Annotated in this window: 18 protein-coding genes; 3 read left to right on the top strand and 15 right to left on the bottom strand. The window is 70.4% G+C overall.

Translation table 11 applies throughout. The annotated features are described in order from the left end of the window. Positions 1-30: 30 nt before the first annotated feature. The gene (locus AAG688_RS08305; protein WP_411834870.1) at positions 31-1,911 is read left to right on the top strand and encodes an immunoglobulin domain-containing protein; all 1,881 of its coding nucleotides are present in this window, start codon (positions 31-33) and stop codon (positions 1,909-1,911) included. 123 nt (positions 1,912-2,034) lie between these two features. Here the strand turns inward: AAG688_RS08305 and AAG688_RS08310 are convergent, their stop codons facing one another. Beyond that, positions 2,035-2,439, bottom strand: a complete 405-nt coding sequence (locus tag AAG688_RS08310) for an energy transducer TonB (protein WP_411834871.1) — start codon at positions 2,437-2,439, stop codon at positions 2,035-2,037. Beyond that, positions 2,436-2,783, bottom strand: a complete 348-nt coding sequence (locus AAG688_RS08315) for a 4a-hydroxytetrahydrobiopterin dehydratase (protein ID WP_411834872.1) — start codon at positions 2,781-2,783, stop codon at positions 2,436-2,438. Before AAG688_RS08315 ends, AAG688_RS08310 begins: the two co-directional genes overlap by 4 nt. Positions 2,784-2,875: 92 nt before the next feature. On the opposite strand from AAG688_RS08315, the gene AAG688_RS08320 reads away from it, so the two are divergent. Beyond that, on the top strand, positions 2,876-3,472 hold the full coding sequence (locus tag AAG688_RS08320; RefSeq protein ID WP_411834873.1) for an NfuA family Fe-S biogenesis protein: 597 nt from the start codon (positions 2,876-2,878) through the stop codon (positions 3,470-3,472). Between the two features lie 16 nt (positions 3,473-3,488). After that, entirely contained in the window at positions 3,489-5,171 is a 1,683-nt protein-coding gene (locus AAG688_RS08325; RefSeq protein ID WP_411834874.1) for a hypothetical protein, read from the top strand. A gap of 110 nt (positions 5,172-5,281) precedes the next feature. Here AAG688_RS08325 and AAG688_RS08330 read toward each other — a convergent pair whose 3' ends face one another. The 13 genes from AAG688_RS08330 to AAG688_RS08390 form a co-directional block, all read right to left on the bottom strand. Further along, positions 5,282-5,818, bottom strand: a complete 537-nt coding sequence (locus AAG688_RS08330; protein ID WP_411834875.1) for a DUF2939 domain-containing protein — start codon at positions 5,816-5,818, stop codon at positions 5,282-5,284. A 25-nt stretch (positions 5,819-5,843) separates the two neighbouring features. Next, a complete protein-coding gene (locus AAG688_RS08335) occupies positions 5,844-6,530 on the bottom strand; it encodes a DUF2461 domain-containing protein (protein WP_411834877.1) in 687 nt (228 codons plus the stop codon). Position 6,531: 1 nt separating this feature from the next. After that, the gene (gene sbcB / locus AAG688_RS08340) at positions 6,532-7,992 is read right to left on the bottom strand and encodes an exodeoxyribonuclease I (protein ID WP_411834878.1); all 1,461 of its coding nucleotides are present in this window, start codon (positions 7,990-7,992) and stop codon (positions 6,532-6,534) included. Beyond that, the gene (locus AAG688_RS08345) at positions 7,992-9,359 is read right to left on the bottom strand and encodes an FAD-dependent oxidoreductase (RefSeq protein WP_411834879.1); all 1,368 of its coding nucleotides are present in this window, start codon (positions 9,357-9,359) and stop codon (positions 7,992-7,994) included. Before AAG688_RS08345 ends, sbcB begins: the two co-directional genes overlap by 1 nt. Positions 9,360-9,612: 253 nt before the next feature. Further along, a complete protein-coding gene (gene kynU, locus AAG688_RS08350) occupies positions 9,613-10,887 on the bottom strand; it encodes a kynureninase (RefSeq protein WP_411834880.1) in 1,275 nt (424 codons plus the stop codon). A gap of 94 nt (positions 10,888-10,981) precedes the next feature. After that, on the bottom strand, positions 10,982-11,992 hold the full coding sequence (locus AAG688_RS08355; RefSeq protein WP_411834881.1) for an amidohydrolase family protein: 1,011 nt from the start codon (positions 11,990-11,992) through the stop codon (positions 10,982-10,984). Positions 11,993-12,000: 8 nt separating this feature from the next. Beyond that, positions 12,001-12,549, bottom strand: coding sequence for a 3-hydroxyanthranilate 3,4-dioxygenase (locus AAG688_RS08360; RefSeq protein WP_411834882.1), 549 nt, complete (start codon positions 12,547-12,549; stop codon positions 12,001-12,003). A gap of 11 nt (positions 12,550-12,560) precedes the next feature. Then, complete coding sequence (locus tag AAG688_RS08365; protein WP_411834884.1) at positions 12,561-13,016, bottom strand: RidA family protein; 456 nt, start codon at positions 13,014-13,016, stop codon at positions 12,561-12,563. Further along, on the bottom strand, positions 13,009-13,674 hold the full coding sequence (gene can, locus AAG688_RS08370; RefSeq protein WP_411834885.1) for a carbonate dehydratase: 666 nt from the start codon (positions 13,672-13,674) through the stop codon (positions 13,009-13,011). Before can ends, AAG688_RS08365 begins: the two co-directional genes overlap by 8 nt. 83 nt (positions 13,675-13,757) lie before the next feature. Then, positions 13,758-15,188: an aldehyde dehydrogenase gene (locus AAG688_RS08375; RefSeq protein WP_411834886.1), complete on the bottom strand. Its 1,431-nt coding sequence runs from the start codon at positions 15,186-15,188 to the stop codon at positions 13,758-13,760. Between the two features lie 46 nt (positions 15,189-15,234). Beyond that, positions 15,235-16,047 (bottom strand): DNA-formamidopyrimidine glycosylase family protein, encoded by an 813-nt coding sequence (locus AAG688_RS08380; protein WP_411834887.1) that lies wholly within the window; start codon positions 16,045-16,047, stop codon positions 15,235-15,237. Positions 16,048-16,262: 215 nt separating this feature from the next. After that, the gene (locus AAG688_RS08385) at positions 16,263-17,051 is read right to left on the bottom strand and encodes an SDR family oxidoreductase (RefSeq protein WP_411834888.1); all 789 of its coding nucleotides are present in this window, start codon (positions 17,049-17,051) and stop codon (positions 16,263-16,265) included. Positions 17,052-17,176: 125 nt separating this feature from the next. Further along, on the bottom strand, positions 17,177-17,803 hold the full coding sequence (locus AAG688_RS08390) for an FMN-binding negative transcriptional regulator (protein WP_411834889.1): 627 nt from the start codon (positions 17,801-17,803) through the stop codon (positions 17,177-17,179). Positions 17,804-17,805: the final 2 nt, after the last annotated feature.

The raw sequence follows: 17,805 nt of genomic DNA on the forward strand, positions 1-17,805 counted from the left end.
AGGGAGTTGTTTTCACAAAGGGATAAGGCAATGTCCAAGGTCGTTGCGTTATTGGCTCGATGGGGAAAAGGCGCGCTGTTGGCATCGCTTGGGCTGATTGCCATCTGTCCGGTCTACTCCGCGCTGGCCCAGCCGCGCATCATGAGTACGCCCTATCCGGCCATGCGAGTGGTCGAAGCGCCCGCCATCACCACGCACCCCGCCAGTGCGACGGTCAGCCAGGGCGCGCGGGCGACGTTCGGCGTGGTGGCGACGGGGACCGCGCCGCTGGCCTACCGCTGGTCTCGGAACGGCGCCCAGGTGCCTGCCTGCACGCAGGCGGCCTGCGTCATCGCATCGGCCACGGCTGCCGATGCAGGCAGCTACACCGTCAACGTGAGCAATGCGGCGGGCGCGGTGACCAGTGCCGCGGCCGTGCTGACGGTGACGCAGAACATCGCACCTTCCATCACCACGCAACCGGCCAGCGTGACGGTCAATGAAGGCGCGCGGGCGACCTTCAGCGTGGTGGCGACGGGGACCGCGCCGCTGGCCTACCGCTGGTCCCGGAACGGCGCCCAGGTGCCTGCCTGCACGCAGGCGACCTGCGTCATCGCATCGGCCACGGCCGCCGATGCGGGCAGCTACACCGTCAATGTGAGCAATACGGTGGGAGCGGTGACGAGCCAGGTGGCAACACTCACGGTAAATCCCCTGAACGTCGCCAAGAGTTGCTCGGCCGCCGATGTGCAGGCGGCCCTGAACAGTGCGCCAGCCGGCGGCAGCGTGAAGATTCCGGCGGGTACCTGTGACTGGAAGGACAGCATGGTGGCGCTGACCCTCAAGGGCGATCTGACCGTGAGCGGCGCCGGGATGGGGCAGACGGTGATCAGGCGCACCACGGCCGTCAGTGCGAGTACCAGCGAGCAGGACAAGGGCTTTGTGCTCCGTTTCACCTGTATCGCGGGCAGCAGGCTGGACATCTCGGGCATGAGCTTGATCGGCAATGACAATGTCAGCGGGTTGAATACCGACGCCGCGCGCCGTGACGACTACGACAGTGGCGTCGGCCTGCTGGGTCCCTGCCGCGACTTCAAGGTACACGGCATGGAGTTCAACGAGTTCTCCAATTCAGGTCTTTATCTGCGCGGCGCCGCACAGCGTGGCGTCATCTACCAGAACGAGTTCAAGTCCAACTTCAAGTGCTCGTCAACGGACAGCAGCTATCCGTGCTACGGCTATGGCGTCGTCGTATATGGCGACGGAAGCGCGCGGCCGCTAGAACTCGGCACGGCGGAGTCGGTGTTCGTGGAAGCCAATTATTTCCACGACAACCGCCACAGCATCGCCTCGAACAATGGTTCGCGCTATGTCTTTCGCTACAACGACATCGTGTCAAGCCAGCGCGCGCGCAACTGGGCCGAAATCGACGCGCATGGCGGCTCCCGCGGTTCGTCCAGTTGGGAGATCTACAACAACACCCTGACGACCGAAAGCAGCTCGGTGATTGCGAGCAGCGTCGGCATCCGGGGCGGTGATGGCGTGATCTTCGACAACACCTTTTTCCGCTATCCGTATGTCCTCTACCTGACCTCCGACACCTCGTGCAGCGGCAGCTATCCGGTGGCTGGTCAGTCGCGGTCCGTCCATCTCTGGAACAATACCTGGACGACGATCAACGGCTACGATGCCGACAAGCAGCCGGACAATACCCGCACGGGCGTCAACGTCTACGGCAGTGGCTGCGCCCAATACCTCCAGCAGGGGCGCGATTGGTATCTGTTCAAGCGGCCGAACTACAACGCGTATCCCTATCCGCATCCGTTGCGCAACGGCAACGGGTTCCAGGTGGCCCCTCCCGTTGTTCAGAAGACCCCGACCTACCACGGCAGGCCTTCGAGAACCCCGCCGGCCGTGTCGGCGGGAAAGTAGCCGGGCGTATTCGGCAACGCTCGCGCAGGCCCCGAATCGTGGCTGCCAGACACACGGGACGAGAATCGGGATGGACGGGTGTCCATCCCGGAGTGATGCAGCAAGACGCTGGAACGGGTTGCCTCAGTTCCGTCCCGCGTCCAGCGCGAAGCATTCGCTCGGGCGCTCCAGCGGCGGGGTGAAGGTCACCGGCACCTGGAAGGTCTGGCTGACCGGCTGGCCGTTGCGGGTGGCGGCCTTGAACTCCCATTCCCTGACCCGCGCTTGCGCGAGCTGGTCGAGCTGCTCGTTGCCGCTGCTGTCGAGCAGCCGGAGGGCGGAGGGGTTGCCGGTCTGGCTGACGGTGACCTGCAACAGCACGGTGCCGCCGATGTTGGCGCAGGCCAGCGCCAGCGGATAGTCCGGCGGCGGCGTACGCGTGGCCGCCAGTTCGGTCGGCGCAATCACCGGCGCGGCGGGAGCGTCGCCGCCGCCCCGGCAGGCGGCCAGGGCGAGCAGGGCCAGCGCCGATGGCAGGCGCGCGTTCATCGCCCCTCCGCCAGCGCGTCGGCCTTGGCCGCGCAGATGAAGTCGTTCTCGCTCAGGCCGCCGACGTCGTGGGTGGAATAGCGCACCACCGCACGGTTGTAATGCACGCCCAGGTCGGGATGGTGATCCTCGCGGTGGGCGACGAAGGCCAGCGCGTTCACGAACGCCAAGGTCTGGTAGTAGTTGTCGAAATGGAAGGTCTTGCTCAGCGCATGGCCGTCCTCGACCAGTTCCCAGCCGGGAATCTCGGGCAGCAGTTCGGCGATGCGCGCCTGGCCCAGCCGGTGTTCGCTGCCGCGCAACGGCAGGCAGTGGGCGCGGACGAGGGGAACCAGATCGGACATGGAGGACTCCTGGGCAGGGCTGGCTGAACGCCGGACCCGCCCGCGGCAACGGGTGTGAACGGCGCCGCGGGCGGACCGCTAGAATACCCCGCATGATCCAGATTTCCGACAGCGCGCAGGCGCATTTCCGCAAGTTGATCGAACGCGAGGCGCTGCCCGGCCTCGGCGTGCGGCTGAGCGCCGTCGACGCCGGCACCGCGCGCGCCGACGCCCGCCTGGAGTTCGCCGAGCCGGCCGACCTGGCCGGCGACGAATGGGCGGTCGATTGCCAGGGCTTCACCCTCTACGTCGACGCGGCCAGCGTGCAATGGCTCGATGGCGCCGAGATCGACTACGTCAGCCAGGGCGCGGGCCAGCAGCTGACCATCAAGGCGCCGAAGATCAAGGGCGAGGCGCCGGCCGAATCGTCCTCCATCGTCGAGCGCGTGCGCTGGGTGATCGACAACGAGATCAACCCGCAGTTGGCCCAGCACAAGGGCCGGGTGTCGGTGCAGGAAGTGACCGGCGACGGCGTGGTGCTGCTGCGCTTCGGCGGCGGCTGCCACGGCTGCGGCATGGCCGACGTGACGCTCAAGCAGGGCATCGAGAAGACGCTGATGGCGCGGGTGCCGGGCATCACCGCGGTGCGCGACGCCACCGACCACGACAGCGGCGCGGCGCCCTACATCCCGCGCGGACAGGCGAACTGAAACCCGTACCGCGCCGGTGACGACAGCCGCCGACCTCGTCCGCGAACTGCTGCCACGCCGGCCCATGCCGGTGCTCGAACGCCATACCGGCCTGCCCTACGGCTGGGGCCTGTGGCTGCGCGGGGTGCCGGAGCGGCTGGGCATCATCAGCCGGGCCAGGGCCGAATCGCTGGTGGCCGCGTGCGCGGCGCGGCCGCGGCCGGCGAACACCGGCATCGCGCCGGCGCTGACGCCGTGGCGCGCGCTGCGCTCGCTGTTCCACCAGACCTGGGAAGGACCGCTGCGCGAGGAGCGCGGCCTGCGCTGGACCGGCGCGGCCGTCAGCACGCTGATGCACCTGCTGTTCGGGCTGTTGCTGGTGCTGGTGGCGGTGGTGCGGCTACCGCCGCCGCCATCGTCCTCCGACAGCGAGGGCAGCCGGGTGCAGGTGGAGTTCATCGGCCGTGGCACACCCGAGCAGGAAGGCGCCGGCGCGGCCGCGGCGCAGGGAGAAGCGGCGCCCGCCGCCGCGGCCGCTTCCGCGGCGCCGGCTTCCGCTTCGCGCGATGCGCAGGCCAGCGCGCCGCCGCCCGTGTCCGGCGCCGTGCAGGTGCCGGAAATCGCGCCGGCGTTCGACAGCGATGCGCCGCCGCTGCAGGCGCGCGAGATCCCCGAGCCTGCCGCCGCCCCGCAGCCGTTGCAGGTCACCGAGACGCCGCTGCCGACGCGCGAATTCGTCCTGCCGCCGCCGCTGGAACCCAGCCGCGAGGTGGCCCCGCGGCCGTCGCCGGCGATGCAGGTGCCCGAGCGCGAGATCACCGTCGCCCAGCGCCCGCAGTTGCGCGCCGAGACGCCGGCGCGCCCGCTCGACGTGCCGCGCATCGAACGTCCCGTGCAGGAGCTGAGGCAGCGTGAGATCGCCGCGCCGGCTCCGCTGGAGACGCCGACGATCCGCGAAGTACGGGTGCCGTCGCAGCCGCTGCGTTCGCCCGAGCTGCGCGCGCCGGAGGCGCAGCTGCGGCAGGCCGAAATTGCCGCGCCCTCGCCATCGCAGGCCGCCACCGGCACCGCCTCCACGACCGGCAGCGCTCCCGCGCCTTCGGCGGACAGCGCGGCGCCCGCCAGCGCGGCCAGCGCCGGCGCCTCGCAGGCCGCCCGTGAGGCCGCCGCACGCGGCAACCAGCCCGCGGCCAGCGGCGCCGGGCCCGCGGCGGCCGATCGCAGCGACGGCTGGACCGCGCCGGTGCGCGGCGACGACTGGGGCGTTTCCGATCGCAACCGGCCGGGCGATTCCGGCGCCAGCGCCGGCCGCCAGCCGGGCCTGTTCAATGCCGATGGCAGCGTGCGCGCCCCCGGCGCGGGTGGCGACAGCAGCGCGCAGCGCGGCGCCCCGGGCGGCGACAACGACGCCTGGACGCGCGAGCGCATCGACCAGTCCGGCACCTGGCTGCAGCGTCCGCCCTACGATTACGAGCCGACCTCCTTCGACAAGTACTGGGTGCCCAACGAATCGCTGCTGGCCGAATGGGTGCGCAGGAACATCCGCGAGACCTACATCCCGATTCCCGGCACCAACAAGAAGCTGCGCTGCGTGGTGTCGCTGCTGCAGCTCGGTGGCGGCTGCGGCATCACCGATCCCAACCTCAACGAGCAGCCGGCGCAGGCGCGCCCGCCGCCGGAGATACCGGTCAAGCGCACGCCGCTCCCGACCGACAGCTAGGAAAACCCGGACGAATCCGCCTTGCCCGTCGGTCCCGCGCAGGCGGGAAGCCGGCGACTTCGAGCGGCCGCAAGCAGCGGCGCTGGATGACGCTGGCGGCGCACCCGCCGCTACAGCGGCAACCGGATGTCGGTCAGCCGCCAGCGCAGGCCCTGGCGGCTGAACACGAACACCACCGGGTCGCCGTCCTCGTCGAGGAGGGTGGCGGTGAAGCGCGAGGGCGATTCGTAGCGGTGCCGTGCATCCTTCAGCGGCTCGTACGGCACGGCGGGCGCATAGGTGTCGCCGCCGACGGTCTGCGCGGTGGCCTTCTTCCACACCGCGCGTCCCTGCAGCAGCGCGCCGATGCCCAGGGGCGTGACGGCCGTATCGACGCCTGCGCCGACCGCGTTGCCGGCCAATGCCAGCGCAATCGAGCCCAGCATGCTCGACTGCGTCCGCGTGCCGACCTCGCGCGCCAGCCTGTCCTGCAACTGCGCGCGCAGGCTGACGCGCAGGGCGGGGAAATCGACGTGCCTTTCCAGCCTGCCGGTGTCCTGCTCGGCCAGCGCGGTGCGGATGCCGTGGATGGCCAGGTACGGGCCGGCGGCAACCCAGGCCGCCAGCGCGAGCATGGCGGCCACGACGAGCGCGAGGATCTTCTTCATGCGTGCCTCTCCTTGCGACAGGCGATCAGAACTCCAGGTCCAGCGCCGCGCACAGGTAGTCCACGAACGGGGCCAGCGCGTTGAAGTCGGCGACCAGCACCTGCCGCAGCCGCGGGCCGGTCATCACCGCGTCGTCCAGCTGCCGCCAGAACACGAAGTTGCGGTGCTTGAGATCCTCGATGAACTCGAAATCGGCCGGATAACCGCGCGGCGGGCGCGACAGCCTGTCCTCGGTGTCGAATTCGTAGCGGCGGCGGAACCCGGGCTTGTGCGTCGCCGCCTTCCAGCCGCCGGGGTTGTCGAAGATGAACTGGCGCACGCGCCGCTGGGTGTCCGGTTCGGGATGCCACAGGCCGGCGCCGACGAAGTTCTCGCCCGGTTGCAGGTGGATGTAGAACGACGGCGCGGGCACCTGCTTGCGACGTTCGTGGCACAGGCGCGCGCCCTGCCAGGGCTTGTACGGCGACTTGTCGCTGGAATAGCGCGCGTCGCGGAAGATGCGGTACATCGAGCCGCCGACTGGGCGCGGGTCGGCGCTGTAGCGCGTGCTGATGGCGGCCAGATCCGGCTGCAGGTCGACCAGCAGCCGCTGGAACGGACGGCGCACGTGCTCCTCGTACTGCTCGCGGTGCGCGTTGAACCAGGTCTTGTCGTTGTTGCGCGCCAGACCGCGCAGGAACTTCAGGCTGGCGTCGGAGAAATAGGTCGTCATGTCAGTGCGCGATGGCGGTGGGGCGCAATCCTTCGCGCAGTCCGTCGCCCCAGGCTTGCAGGGCGTCCAGCAGTGCCGCCTGCCGCGTGTCGCCGGCGTGCGCGGCGCGCAGCGCGGCGATCTCGGCATCGAAGCCGGACAGGCCGTATTCGGAAAGCCCGCTGTCCTGCTCCAGCCGCAGGCGGCGGTAATCGTCCCAGCGCGCGCGTTCCTGCGGCGTCAACGATTGCGGCCAGTTGCGCGCGCGGTAGCGGAACAGCAGTTCCGGCAGGCGCGCGTCGGAGAAGGCGAACGCGCGCGTGCCCAGCGCTTCCGGCGGCGTGGCGCGCACCTCGGCGAAGCGGCGGCGGTCGCCGTCGGCGAGGAAGCCGGCGTACAGCGACGCATCGGCGTCGGCGGGCGGGTGCTCGCGGGTATCGGCGAAGACCTGGCGGATCTTCTCGGCCAGCGCCGGCGCCTGCCCGCGCAGCCGCGATGCGGTGCGTTCGACGCGCGCGGGATCGATGCGCAGGCGCTCGAAGTCCGCCGGGCGCAGGTGCGACCAGGCGACCAGTGCCGGCGCCTTGTTCAGGTGGACTTCCTTCAGCGGGATGCGCGCCTGTCCTTCCGGCAGTTCGGCGGCGGGCGTGTAGAGGCGGTGGGCGATCTGCTCGGCCGGCAGTTCCAGCAGCGCGTCGACGTCGCCGTCGAGGTCGAACACCACCACGCGGTTGTCGTAGCGCGGGTGCCGGCACAGCGGCAGCACCGGCGCCGCGCACAGGCGGCTGGCCGGGTAGCGCTGGGAGACGTGCAGCACCGGCTGCATCGCCACGCAGTCCAGCAGGCGCGCGGCGAAGCGCTTGTCGCGCAGTTGCAGCGCGTATTCCCACAGCCGCGGCTGCGCGCGCCGCATCGCCCGGGCCATGCCGACGGTGGCGTACACGTCCGACAGCGCCTCGTGGGCGTCGCCGTCGCGCACGCCGTTGAGCTCGGCCAGGTGCTCCAGGCGGAACGACACCGCGCCGTCCTCGCGCAGCGGCCACTGCACGCCGTCCGGCCGCAGCGCATGCATCAGCCGCAGCGCGTCGAGCAGGTCCCAGCGCGAGTTGCCGCCGCGCCACTCGCGCTCGTATGGGTCGAAGAAATTGCGGAACAGCCCGTGGCGGACGAACTCGTCGTCGAAGCGCAGCGAGTTGTAGCCGAGCGTGCAGGTCTCCGGCCGCGCCATCTCGTCGAAGATGCGGGCGAAGGCTTCGGCCTCGTTGACGCCCTCGGCCAGCGCGCGCTGCGGGGTGATGCCGGTGATCAGGGTGGCGGCGGGCGAGGGCAGCAGGTCGTCGGCGGGCTTGACGAAGAAGCTGAGCGGTTCGTCGATCATGCGCAACTCGGCGTCGGTGCGCAGCGCGGCGAACTGGGCGATGCGCGTGCGGCGCGGATCGGTGCCGAAGGTCTCCAGGTCGTAGAACAGGAAGCTGGCCGCCATCAGGCCGTTTCCTCCAGCAGTTGCAGGCGCTCCAGCACCGCCGTGTCGACCGCCCGCCAGTCCACCTGCTCCAGCGAGGCCAGCCCGGCGGTGGCGGCGACCAGGATCCCGCGCTGGATCTCGCTGCGCCGGTGCGCCAGCGCGTACGGGATGCGCATGAAGGTGACCATCGTGTAGTGCGGGACGAAGCGGCCCGGGTGGCGCAGTTGCAGGGTGCGCTCCAGCTCGCGTTGCAGAAGGAAGTCGGGATCGTCGACGCGGTCGCGCATCTCGACGTAGTTCTCCAGCGCCATCGCCTGGATGGCCTCTGCGTTGGGCTTGCGCTCGGCCTGGAAGGCGGCGAAGGCGGCGGCGCGATCGGAGTTCCTGAGCAACTGCCGGGCCAACGCCACGCAGTCCTCGAACGCGCAGTTCATGCCCTGGCCGTGGAAGGGCACCATCGCGTGCGCGGCGTCGCCCAGCAGCACCGCACGCCCGTCCAGGTGCCAGCGATCCAGGTAAAGCGTGGCCAGCAGGCCCGGCGGGTTGCGCTCCCAGTCCTGCTCCAGGTCGGGGATCAGCGCCAGCGCGTCGGCGAAGTCGCGTTCGAACAGCGCCCGCGCCTGCGCGCCGCTGCCCACGCTGGCGAAGCTGGGATCGCCCTGGTTGGGCAGGAACACGGTGACGGTGAAGGTCTTCTCGTCGTTGGGCAGGGCGATGCACATGTAGTGGCCGCGCGGCCAGATGTGCAGTGCGTTGGGCTCGATCAGGAAGCCGCCGTCGGCCGCGGGCGGGATTTCCAGTTCCTTGTAGGAGTGATCGAGGAAGTCGGTGCGCTCGCCCAGTTCGATGCGCTGGGCCATCGCCGCGCGCAGCGACGAACCTGCGCCGTCGGCGCCGACCAGCGAGTCGAATTCCGTTTCGCGCATGCCGCCGTCGCGATCGTCGACGAAGCGCGCGCGGCGGGCGTCGAAGTCCACCGTGTCCAGGCGCTGGTGGAAATGCAGGCGCGCGCCGGCCTGTTCGGCCAGGTCCAGCAGGGTGATGTTGAGATCGCCGCGGTGGATCGACCAGATGACCTCGCTGTCGTCGCGCCCGTAGCGCTGCAGGTGCTGGTGGCCGTCGAGCGAATGCACCATGCGGCCGCGCATCATCACCGCCTGCCGCATCACCGCCTCGTCGGCGTCGGCCTGGCGCAGCGCGTGGCGGCCGCGCTCGGCCAGCGCCAGGTTGATCGAGCGCCCGCCCTCGTAGCCGCGCACACGCGGATCGCCGCGCTTCTCGTGCACGTCGACGCGCCAGCCTTCGCGCGCGAGCAGGGTGGCCAGCAGCGCGCCGGCGAGGCCGGCGCCGATGATGGTGAGGGAGCGAGTGTCGTCAGTGTTCAATGCGATGACCCGTCATCCCCGCGAAGGCGGGGACCAGTGTTTGAACCCTGTTCCGCGATCGCCGGCCAGGGAGCGTTCCGGAAAAGCCCGCATGTAGAGCCGAGCTTGCTCGGCTGTGCCGGCTTCGTGATGGTCGAAGCAGCGGAGCAAGCTCCGCTCTACAGCGGTGACAACGGGTGAAGCGATGTGGTTGCGATGTTGTCATACGTGTCCGATTGGAACGCGGATGGCGCCGCTTGCGCGGGGACGACGATCAAACGCCCCGCCACGTCTCCACTTCCTCCACGAACCGGTAGACGTCCATGAACCGGTTGTACAGCGGCGCCGGCGAGATGCGGATGATGTCCGGTTCGCGCCAGTCGCCGAGCGTGCCGACCGAGGCGAGGTACTCGAACAGTTCGCGGCCGCGCTCGCGCCCGCCGGCCACCCGCAGCGACAGCTGCGCGCCGCGCTGGCGCGGATCGGCCGGGGTGACGATTTCCAGCACGTCGCCCACCCGTGCCTTGATCAGCGCCTCCAGCAGGCCGGTGAGCTTTTCTGACTTGGCGCGCAGCGCGGCCATGCCGCCGGCCTTGTCGAACAGGTCCAGCGAGGCGCGCAGCGGCGCCAGCGCCAGGATCGGCGGATTGCTGAGCTGCCAGCCCTCGGCGCCCGGCGTCGGCGCGAATTCCGGCGCCATCCGGAAGCGCGTCTGCTTGTCGTGGCCCCACCAGCCGGCGAAGCGCGGCCTGTCGGTGCGCGCATGCCTTTCGTGGACGAAGCAGCCTGCCACCGCGCCGGGGCCTGCGTTCATGTACTTGTAGTGGCACCACACGGCGAAGTCCGCGCCGCTGTCGTGCAGCCGCAGCGGCAGGTTGCCGGCCGCGTGGGCCAGGTCGAAGCCGGCCACCGCGCCCTGTGCGTGCGCCAGGCGGGCGATCTCGGCGACGTCGAAGGCCTGCCCGGTGCGGTACTGCACGCCCGGCCACAGCACCAGCGCCAGCCGCGGGCCGTGCTCGCCGATGGCGCGCTCGATGGCCTGCATCGACAGCGTGCCGTTGGGCTCGTCGGCCTCGACCTCGATGAGGTCGGTGGCCGGATCGAAGCCGTGGAAGCGGATCTGCGACTCGACCGCGTGCCGGTCGGAAGGAAACGCGCCGGCCTCGATCAGGATGGCCGGCCGCGCGCGGGTGGGCCGGTAGAAGCTCACCATCATCAGGTGCAGGTTGGCGGTCAGCGAGTTCATCGCCACCACCTCGGAAGGCTGCGCGCCGACCACGCGCGCCAGCGGCGCGGTCAGCAGCTCGTGGTAGGTCATCCACTGCGCCTGGCCGGTGAAGTGGCCTTCCACCGCCTGCGCCGCCCAGGTGTCGAGCACCTCCAGCACGTGCTGGCGCGCCGCGCGCGGCTGCAGGCCCAGCGAGTTGCCGACGAAGTAGATCTGGTCGCTGTTCTGGTGGCGCGGGAATAGGAACTCGCCGCGCAGGGCGCGCAGCGGATCGGCGGCGTCGAGGGCGATGGCGTGGGTGCGGGAAAGGGCATCGGTCATCGAGGCGGATTTTTCATTGTGGGAGCGACGTCAGTCGCGACGGGGTTTCATGGTAAGGCTTCATCGCGACTGACGTCGCTTCCACAGGGTGGGTTCACATGAACCGCGAGGCGGGCAACCCCAGCCATTCCAGCGCGGTGCCGTGGTACAGGCGCGCCTGCTGGCGCTCGTCCAGGCCGAGCGCGGCGATCGAGGCGCCCGGTGCCTGTTCGCCGAGCGGGAAGGGATAGTCGGTGCCGAGCATCACCCGCTCGTGGCCGACGGTGTCGAGCAGGTAGCGCAGCGCGCGCGGGTCGGCGACCCACGAGTCGAAGTACAGCCGATCCACGTAGTCGCGCGGGTTGCCGGGATTGTCGGTGGCGACCAGGTCCGGGCGCATGTTGAAGCCGTGCTCGATGCGGCCCAGCGTGTATGGGAAGCTGCCGCCGCCGTGGGCCAGGCAGATCTTCAGCTTTGGCAGCCGTTCCAGCACGCCGCCGAAGATCAGCGAGCAGGCCGCGCGCGACTGCTCGGCCGGCATGCCGACCAGCCAGGGCAGCCAGTACTTGGGCATGCTGTCGGCGCCCATCATGTCCCAGGGGTGCACCAGGATGGCCGCTTCCAGTTCCGCGGCGGCTTGGAAGAACTCGAACAGTTCCGGCGCGTCGAGGTTCCAGTCGTTCACGTGCGAGCCGATCTGCACGCCCTGCAGGCCCAGCTGGTCCATGCAGCGCTCCAGTTCCTGCACCGCCAGCCGCGGCGACTGCAGCGGCACCGTGCCGATGCCGGCGTAGTGGCGCGGATGATCGCGGCAGGCGCTGGCGGTGTGATCGTTGAGCGCCTGGTGCAGTTCCAGCGCGTGGTGCGGCTTGGCCCAGTAGCTGAACATCACCGGCACCGTGCTGATCACCTGCACCTGCACGCCGAAGCGCGCGTAGTCGTCGATGCGCACCAGCGGATCCCAGGTCTTGGGCCAGATCTCGCGGAAGAACTTGCCGTCCTTGTAGATGCGGTGGCGGCCGTCGTCGCCGTGGTGGATGACCGGGAAGCGCGGGTCGCCGTATTTGGCGGCCAGGTCCGGCCAGTCGCGCGGCAGGAAGTGGGCGTGGGTGTCGATCTTCAGCACGGGCGGGCTCAGGTGATGTCGGCCAGCGAATCCGGATCGCTGTCGTAGCGGCCCGGGCGCGGGTTGAGGTGGCCGCACTCCTTGCAGGTGCGATGCTCGATCGAGCGGTAGAAGCGGTCGAACACCGGCGGGAAGTCGTTCTCGATGTCGCGCAGGTGGAAGTATTCCTCGTACAGCCGGGCGTTGCAGCGCTCGCAGAACCACAGCAGGCCGTCCTGCTCGTGCGGCAGGCGCTTGCGCTCGATGACCAGGCCGACCGAGCCGGCCATGCGCTGCGGCGAGTGCGGCACGCGCGGCGGCAGCAGGAAGATCTCGCCGGCGCGCAGGGGAATGTCGCGCGCCTTGCCGTCCTCCTGGATGCGCAGCACCATCTCGCCCTCCAGCTGGTAGAACCACTCCGGGCCCTCGTCCCAGTGGTAGTCGGTGCGCGCATTGGGGCCGCCGACCACCATCACGATGAAGTCGCCGTCGTAGATGCACTTGTTGCCGACCGGCGGCTTGAGCAGGTGGCGGTGTTGCTCGATCCAGGCGTGCAGGTTGAGCGGCGCGGGCAGCATGGTCTTACTCCTCAGCCTCCGCCTGTCCGGTCGGCGCCGGCCGGCGGAGACAGGTGGGCGATGCACTTGAGTTCTATCGCGATCGGCGTCGGCAGCGCGTCGATGCCCAGCGTGGTGCGGCAGGGCGCGCTGGCCGGGTCGGGGAAGTATTCGGACCAGACCCGGTTGTAGTCCTTGAAGTCGCGCGCCATGTCGGTCAGGTACACGGTGACGTCGACCAGATCCTCCCAGCGCGCGCCGCTGGCGTGCAGCACCGCGCGCACGTTGGCCAGCACCGCGCGCGCCTGCGCCTCGATGTCGTGGCCGACGAGGCGGCCGTCGGCGTCGTGGCGGTTGCCGGGGATGGCGTCGGTGGCCGGATTGCGCGGGCCGATGCCCGACAGGAACAGCAGATCGCCCACGCGACGCGCATGCGGATACGCGCCGACCGGCGCGGGCGCGGCATCGGCGCGGATCGCCTCACTCATCGCGCTTGCCGTGGCGCGGCATGGCGTCCAGCGCGCGCGCATACGCCGTGGCGACCTCGTCGGGCGCGGCCACGTCCATGCCCAGTTCGCGCACGCGCCCGTCGAACAGGCTGTAGACCCAGCCATGCACCGACAACGGCTGGCCGCGCGTCCAGGCATCCTGCACCACGGTGGTCTGGCAGATGTTGACCACCTGCTCGACCACGTTGAGTTCGCACAGGCGGGCATGGCGCAGCGATTCGGTCTCGACCCCGGCCAGCAGCGCGCCGTGCTTCTGCGCCACGTCGCCGACATGGCGCAGCCAGTTGTCGGCCAGGCCGACGCGCGCGCCGGTCATCGCCGCGTGCACGCCGCCGCAGCCGTAGTGGCCGACCAGCAGGATGTGCTCGACCTTGAGGATGTCCACCGCGAACTGGATCACCGACAGGCAGTTCAGGTCGCCGTGCGACATCACGTTGGCGATGTTGCGGTGGACGAACACCTCGCCCGGGTCCAGGCCGAGGATCTGGTTGGCCGGCACGCGCGAGTCCGAGCAGCCGATCCACAGGTAGCGCGGCGACTGCTGGCGCGAGAGCCGTTCGAAGAAATCCGGATCCTCGTGGCGGATGCGTTCGGACCAGTCGCGGTTGTTGCGCAGCAGTTTTTCGAGTTCGGACATGGGAAAGGCCGTGAAAGGGAATAGGGCCGCGGGAGCGGGGGGATAGTTTGCCCGCCCCGGGCCATCGCGTCAGCCCGGCATGTTCAGGGCGCGATGGAAAGGCAGACGTTGCGCGGCTCGGTGAAGAAGCGCATCGCCTCCTCGCCGCCTTCGCGGCCCAGCCCGGAGGCGCCGGTGCCACCGAACGGCGTGCGCAGGTCGCGCAGCAGCCAGGCGTTGATCCAGACGATGCCGGCCTGCAGCCGCGCGGCCAGCCGGTGCGCGCGGTCCAGGTCGCGCGTCCACAGCATCGCCGCCAGGCCGTAGTCGCTGGCATTGGCCAGTTGCAGCGCCCCGGCCTCGTCGTCGAAGGCTTGCAGGGTCGCCACCGGGCCGAAGATCTCCTCGCGGTTGGTCGCCGTTTCCGGCCCCAGCCCCTCGATCACGGTCGCCGGCACGAACCAGCCGGGCCGCGCCAGCCGCTCGCCGCCCAGCAGGACGCGGCCGCCCTCGTCGCGCGCGCGGGCGATGCAGGCCAGCACCTTGTCGCAATGCGCCTGCGAGACCAGCGGGCCGAGGCCGGTGGCCGGGTCCTCGCTGTCGCCGCAGCGCAGCGCGGCCGCGGCGCTCAGGAAGGCGTCGCGGAACTCATCGTATATCGACTGTTCCACCAGCAGTCGCGAGCCACAAAGACAGATCTGGCCGGCGTTCTGGAACGCCGAGCGCACGATCGTGTCCATCTGCTCGCGCCAGGGACCATCGGCGAACACCAGGGTCGGGTTCTTGCCGCCCAGTTCCAGCGAGACCTTCTTCAACGCCGGGCCGGCCAGCGCGGCGATACGCCGGCCGACGCCGGTGCTGCCGGTGAACGACACCGCGCGCACCTGCGGATGCGCCACCAGCGCCTCGCCGGCCTCGTCGCCGCGGCCGTGCAGCACGTTCAGCACGCCGGGCGGAAAGCCGATGCCGGCGGCCAGTTCGGCCAGCATCGTCGCCGTCAGCGGGGTGATCTCGGAAGGCTTGGCGACCACCGTGTTGCCCGCCGCCAGCGCCGGCGCGATCTTCCAGGTGAACAGGTACAGCGGCAGGTTCCAAGGCGAGATCGTCGCGACCACGCCCAGCGGCTGGCGCAGGGTGTAGTTCAGCCCGGCCTCGCCGTGGTGCGACTGGCTGGCGGACTGGGTGGCGGCATGGGCGAAGAAGCGCAGGTTGGAGACCGCACGCGGGATCTCGACCTCGCGCGACAGCCGCAGCGGCTTGCCTGTATCCAGCGACTCGGCGCGGGCGAAGTCGTCCAGGCGCGATTCCAGCGCCGACGCCAGCTTCTCCAGCCAGGCCGAGCGTTCGCTGTTGCGCAGCCCCGACCAGGCCGGGAACGCGGCCGCGGCCGCGGCGACCGCGCGCGCGGCATCGTCGGCGTCGCCGCGCGCGACCTGCGCGCAGACCTCGCCGGTGCAGGGATCGTGCACGTCCAGCCAGCGTCCTTCGCGCACGGGCTGCGGCGATCCGTCGAACCAATGGGGCAGTCTTCGCATCGGCCAAGCTTAGGCCGGGCCGATGCGTGGCGGTAGCCGCAGCGCATCAATGCTGGCAGCCGGGGCAGGAGTAGATGCGCCGGCCGGCGAGCCGGTCGATGACGATGGTCGCGCCGCAGCGCGGGCAGGGCAGGCCGTCGCGCTCGAACACCTTGAAGCGGAACGTGCGCGCGGTATGCGCCAGGTAGTCCTTGCCGTGGGGAGGAGGCGCGTCGCGGAACTTGGCGCGATAGGCGCGCCGGGGGATTTCAAGCAGCGCCCTGGCCAGCCGCTGTGTCTGCCCTGCGTCGAGAGCACCGGCGACATGCGTGGCCAGCAGCGCGGCGTCGAACAGCACCTCCGAACGCAGGTAGTTGCCCATGCCGGCGGCGAATTCCTGCTGCAACAGCAGCGCCGCCAGCGAGCGCCTGCGGAACGCCGGCTGGTGCAGCCGCGCCGCCAGCATCTCCGGCCGCACGGCGGGGTCCAGCACGTCGGGGCCGAGCTTGGCCAGATAGGACTGTTCTATTTCGATGGTTGCGCTGGGCCATACCTCGACCTTCGGCGCCAGGTACAGCGCCGCCCATCCGCGTTCGCTGGCGAGCAGCACGCGCGGCTCGCCAGCCGGCACGTGGCCTTGCCGCGTGCCGAAGCGCCAGTAGCCGAACAACTGGCTGTGGGTGTACAGCGTGAGATCGTTGTCGAAGTCGATCAGCGTCGCCTTGCCGCGCGCGCGGACCCCGAGCACCCCGCGGCCCTGCAACTGCTCCTGCCGCTGCGCCAGCGCGGGATCCGAGAACGCCAGCCTTTGCAGCGTGCGCCCGCCCAGCAGCAGATCCAGGCGGTCGGCGTTGTAGTGGGTTTCCGGTCCCTCGGGCATGTCGCGATTGCAGCAGCGCTTCCGTCGCGAGGGCGTGAGAGCCAGGTGGCGCGAAAGGCGTGGCGCCGGCGCATTCGGATTGTCACTCTCCCGTCATTCCCGCGGTTTTCAACAGACGAATGTCTGGTCAGGCGGGAACCTGGCGACTTCAAGCCTTGAAGGCAGCAGCAAAGACACTGGGTCCCCGCCTCGCGGGGATGACGGATAGACGTGCGCTAGATCGACTGCATGCGCCCGCCATCCACCGCCAGGCTGACGCCGCTGATGTAGCCGGCGGCGGGCGAGGCGAGGAAGGCGATGGCCGCGGCGACTTCCGCCGCGCCGGCGAAGCGGCCGACCGGCACGCTGGCCAGCATGCCGGCGGCGACGTCGGCTTCGTCCTTGCCGGTCGCGGCGCTGCGATCGCGCAGGATCTGCTCCAGCCGCCGGGTGCGCGTGTAGCCGGGCAGCACGTTGTTGACGGTGATGCCGTCGCCGCCGAGTTCGCGCGACAACGTCTTGGCCCAGGCCGCGACCGCGCCGCGGATGGTGTTGGACACGCCGAGGTTGGGAATCGGCTCCCTCACCGAGGTGGAGACGACGTTGACGATGCGGCCCCAGCCGGCCGCGCGCATGCCCGGCAGCACGCGTTGCGCCAGTGCCTGGTTGGCCAGCAGGTGGCGCTGGAACGCGTCCAGGTAGGCCGCGGCGTCGGCGTCGATGGCGCGGCCGCCGGGCGGCCCGCCGGTGTTGTTGACCAGGATGTGCACGGGCGAGGCGCTGAGCAGGTCGTCCACGGCGGTTCGCAGCGCCGCGTGATCGGCCAGATCGGCGGCGCGCCAGCCGTGCTTCTGGCCATCGGCGACGATCGGCAATGCGGCGGCGGCTTCGGCCAGCGCATCGGCGCGGCGCGCCAGCACGGTGACGTCGGCGCCCAGCAGCGCCAGTTCGTGCGCGGCGGCGCGACCGATGCCTTCCGAGGCGCCGCAGACCAGCGCGTGCCTGCCGGACAGGTTCAGATCCATGCGCGGATTCCTGTGGGAGCGTTGCGAGGCAGTTTAGGGCCTGGGGTGGATCGATGCGATGCAGGGCAAAGGGGGAGGTGGGGGAAAACGCGGCCCGCGCGGGCCGGGTTTCGCCACCGGCCGGATCAACGCCGCGCAAGCCTGTCCAGCATCAGCGCCGCGACCTCGTGCGCCTGCGCGTCGGCCTGCCGCCGCAGCCCCGCCGCCGCGCCCTCGACATTGGCGGCCGGATGGTGCTGGTTGAGCTTGAACTTCAGCTCGATGCGTTCGGCCACGAAGCGGAAGCCGACGATGCCGCGCAACTGGATGCGCTGTTCCTCGCGCGCGTGCTCGTAGCGCCAGTCGCCGCCGGCCGCGTCCTCGTGCCGCTGGCTCAGCCGGGCGACGATGCCGGCCAGCGCGGCTTCCTCGTGCAGCGGCTCGAGCGTGCCGTACAGGTGCGCCACCGCGTAGTTCCAGGTCGGCACGCGCGCGGCTTCTTCCTTGTCGGCGTACCAGCCCGGCGAGACGTAGGCATGCGGACCGTGCACGATCGCCAGCGCGCGGCCGTCGTGCCGCGCCTGCGGGTTGGGTTTGGCCCAGTGGCCTTCGAGGATGACCCGTTCGCCCTCGCGGACGTACAGCACCGGCAGGTGGGTGGCGAAGGGCAGGCCCTCGGCGTCGCCGGTGACCAGGGTGACGAAGGGATCGCGTGTGACCAGCCAGTCCAGCGCGGCCAGGTCGGTCTCGGCGAAGGCGCGCGGCGTGTACACGA

The organism is Pseudoxanthomonas mexicana (genome assembly GCF_046736355.1).
GTDB lineage: Bacteria > Pseudomonadota > Gammaproteobacteria > Xanthomonadales > Xanthomonadaceae > Pseudoxanthomonas_A > Pseudoxanthomonas_A mexicana_B.

Bases quoted from the DNA above. Each gene is read 5' to 3' on its own strand.
- AAG688_RS08305 (WP_411834870.1), top strand. From the start codon at position 31: ATGTCCAAGGTCGTTGCGTTATTGGCTCGATGGGGAAAAGGCGCGCTG.
- AAG688_RS08315 (WP_411834872.1), bottom strand. From the start codon at position 2,783: ATGTCCGATCTGGTTCCCCTCGTCCGCGCCCACTGCCTGCCGTTGCGC.
- sbcB (WP_411834878.1), bottom strand. From the start codon at position 7,992: ATGGCGGCCAGCTTCCTGTTCTACGACCTGGAGACCTTCGGCACCGAT.
- AAG688_RS08310 (WP_411834871.1), bottom strand. From the start codon at position 2,439: ATGAACGCGCGCCTGCCATCGGCGCTGGCCCTGCTCGCCCTGGCCGCC.
- AAG688_RS08385 (WP_411834888.1), bottom strand. From the start codon at position 17,051: ATGGATCTGAACCTGTCCGGCAGGCACGCGCTGGTCTGCGGCGCCTCG.
- AAG688_RS08380 (WP_411834887.1), bottom strand. From the start codon at position 16,047: ATGCCCGAGGGACCGGAAACCCACTACAACGCCGACCGCCTGGATCTG.
- AAG688_RS08365 (WP_411834884.1), bottom strand. From the start codon at position 13,016: ATGAGTGAGGCGATCCGCGCCGATGCCGCGCCCGCGCCGGTCGGCGCG.
- AAG688_RS08375 (WP_411834886.1), bottom strand. From the start codon at position 15,188: ATGCGAAGACTGCCCCATTGGTTCGACGGATCGCCGCAGCCCGTGCGC.
- AAG688_RS08360 (WP_411834882.1), bottom strand. From the start codon at position 12,549: ATGCTGCCCGCGCCGCTCAACCTGCACGCCTGGATCGAGCAACACCGC.
- can (WP_411834885.1), bottom strand. From the start codon at position 13,674: ATGTCCGAACTCGAAAAACTGCTGCGCAACAACCGCGACTGGTCCGAA.
- AAG688_RS08330 (WP_411834875.1), bottom strand. From the start codon at position 5,818: ATGAAGAAGATCCTCGCGCTCGTCGTGGCCGCCATGCTCGCGCTGGCG.
- AAG688_RS08320 (WP_411834873.1), top strand. From the start codon at position 2,876: ATGATCCAGATTTCCGACAGCGCGCAGGCGCATTTCCGCAAGTTGATC.
- AAG688_RS08335 (WP_411834877.1), bottom strand. From the start codon at position 6,530: ATGACGACCTATTTCTCCGACGCCAGCCTGAAGTTCCTGCGCGGTCTG.
- kynU (WP_411834880.1), bottom strand. From the start codon at position 10,887: ATGACCGATGCCCTTTCCCGCACCCACGCCATCGCCCTCGACGCCGCC.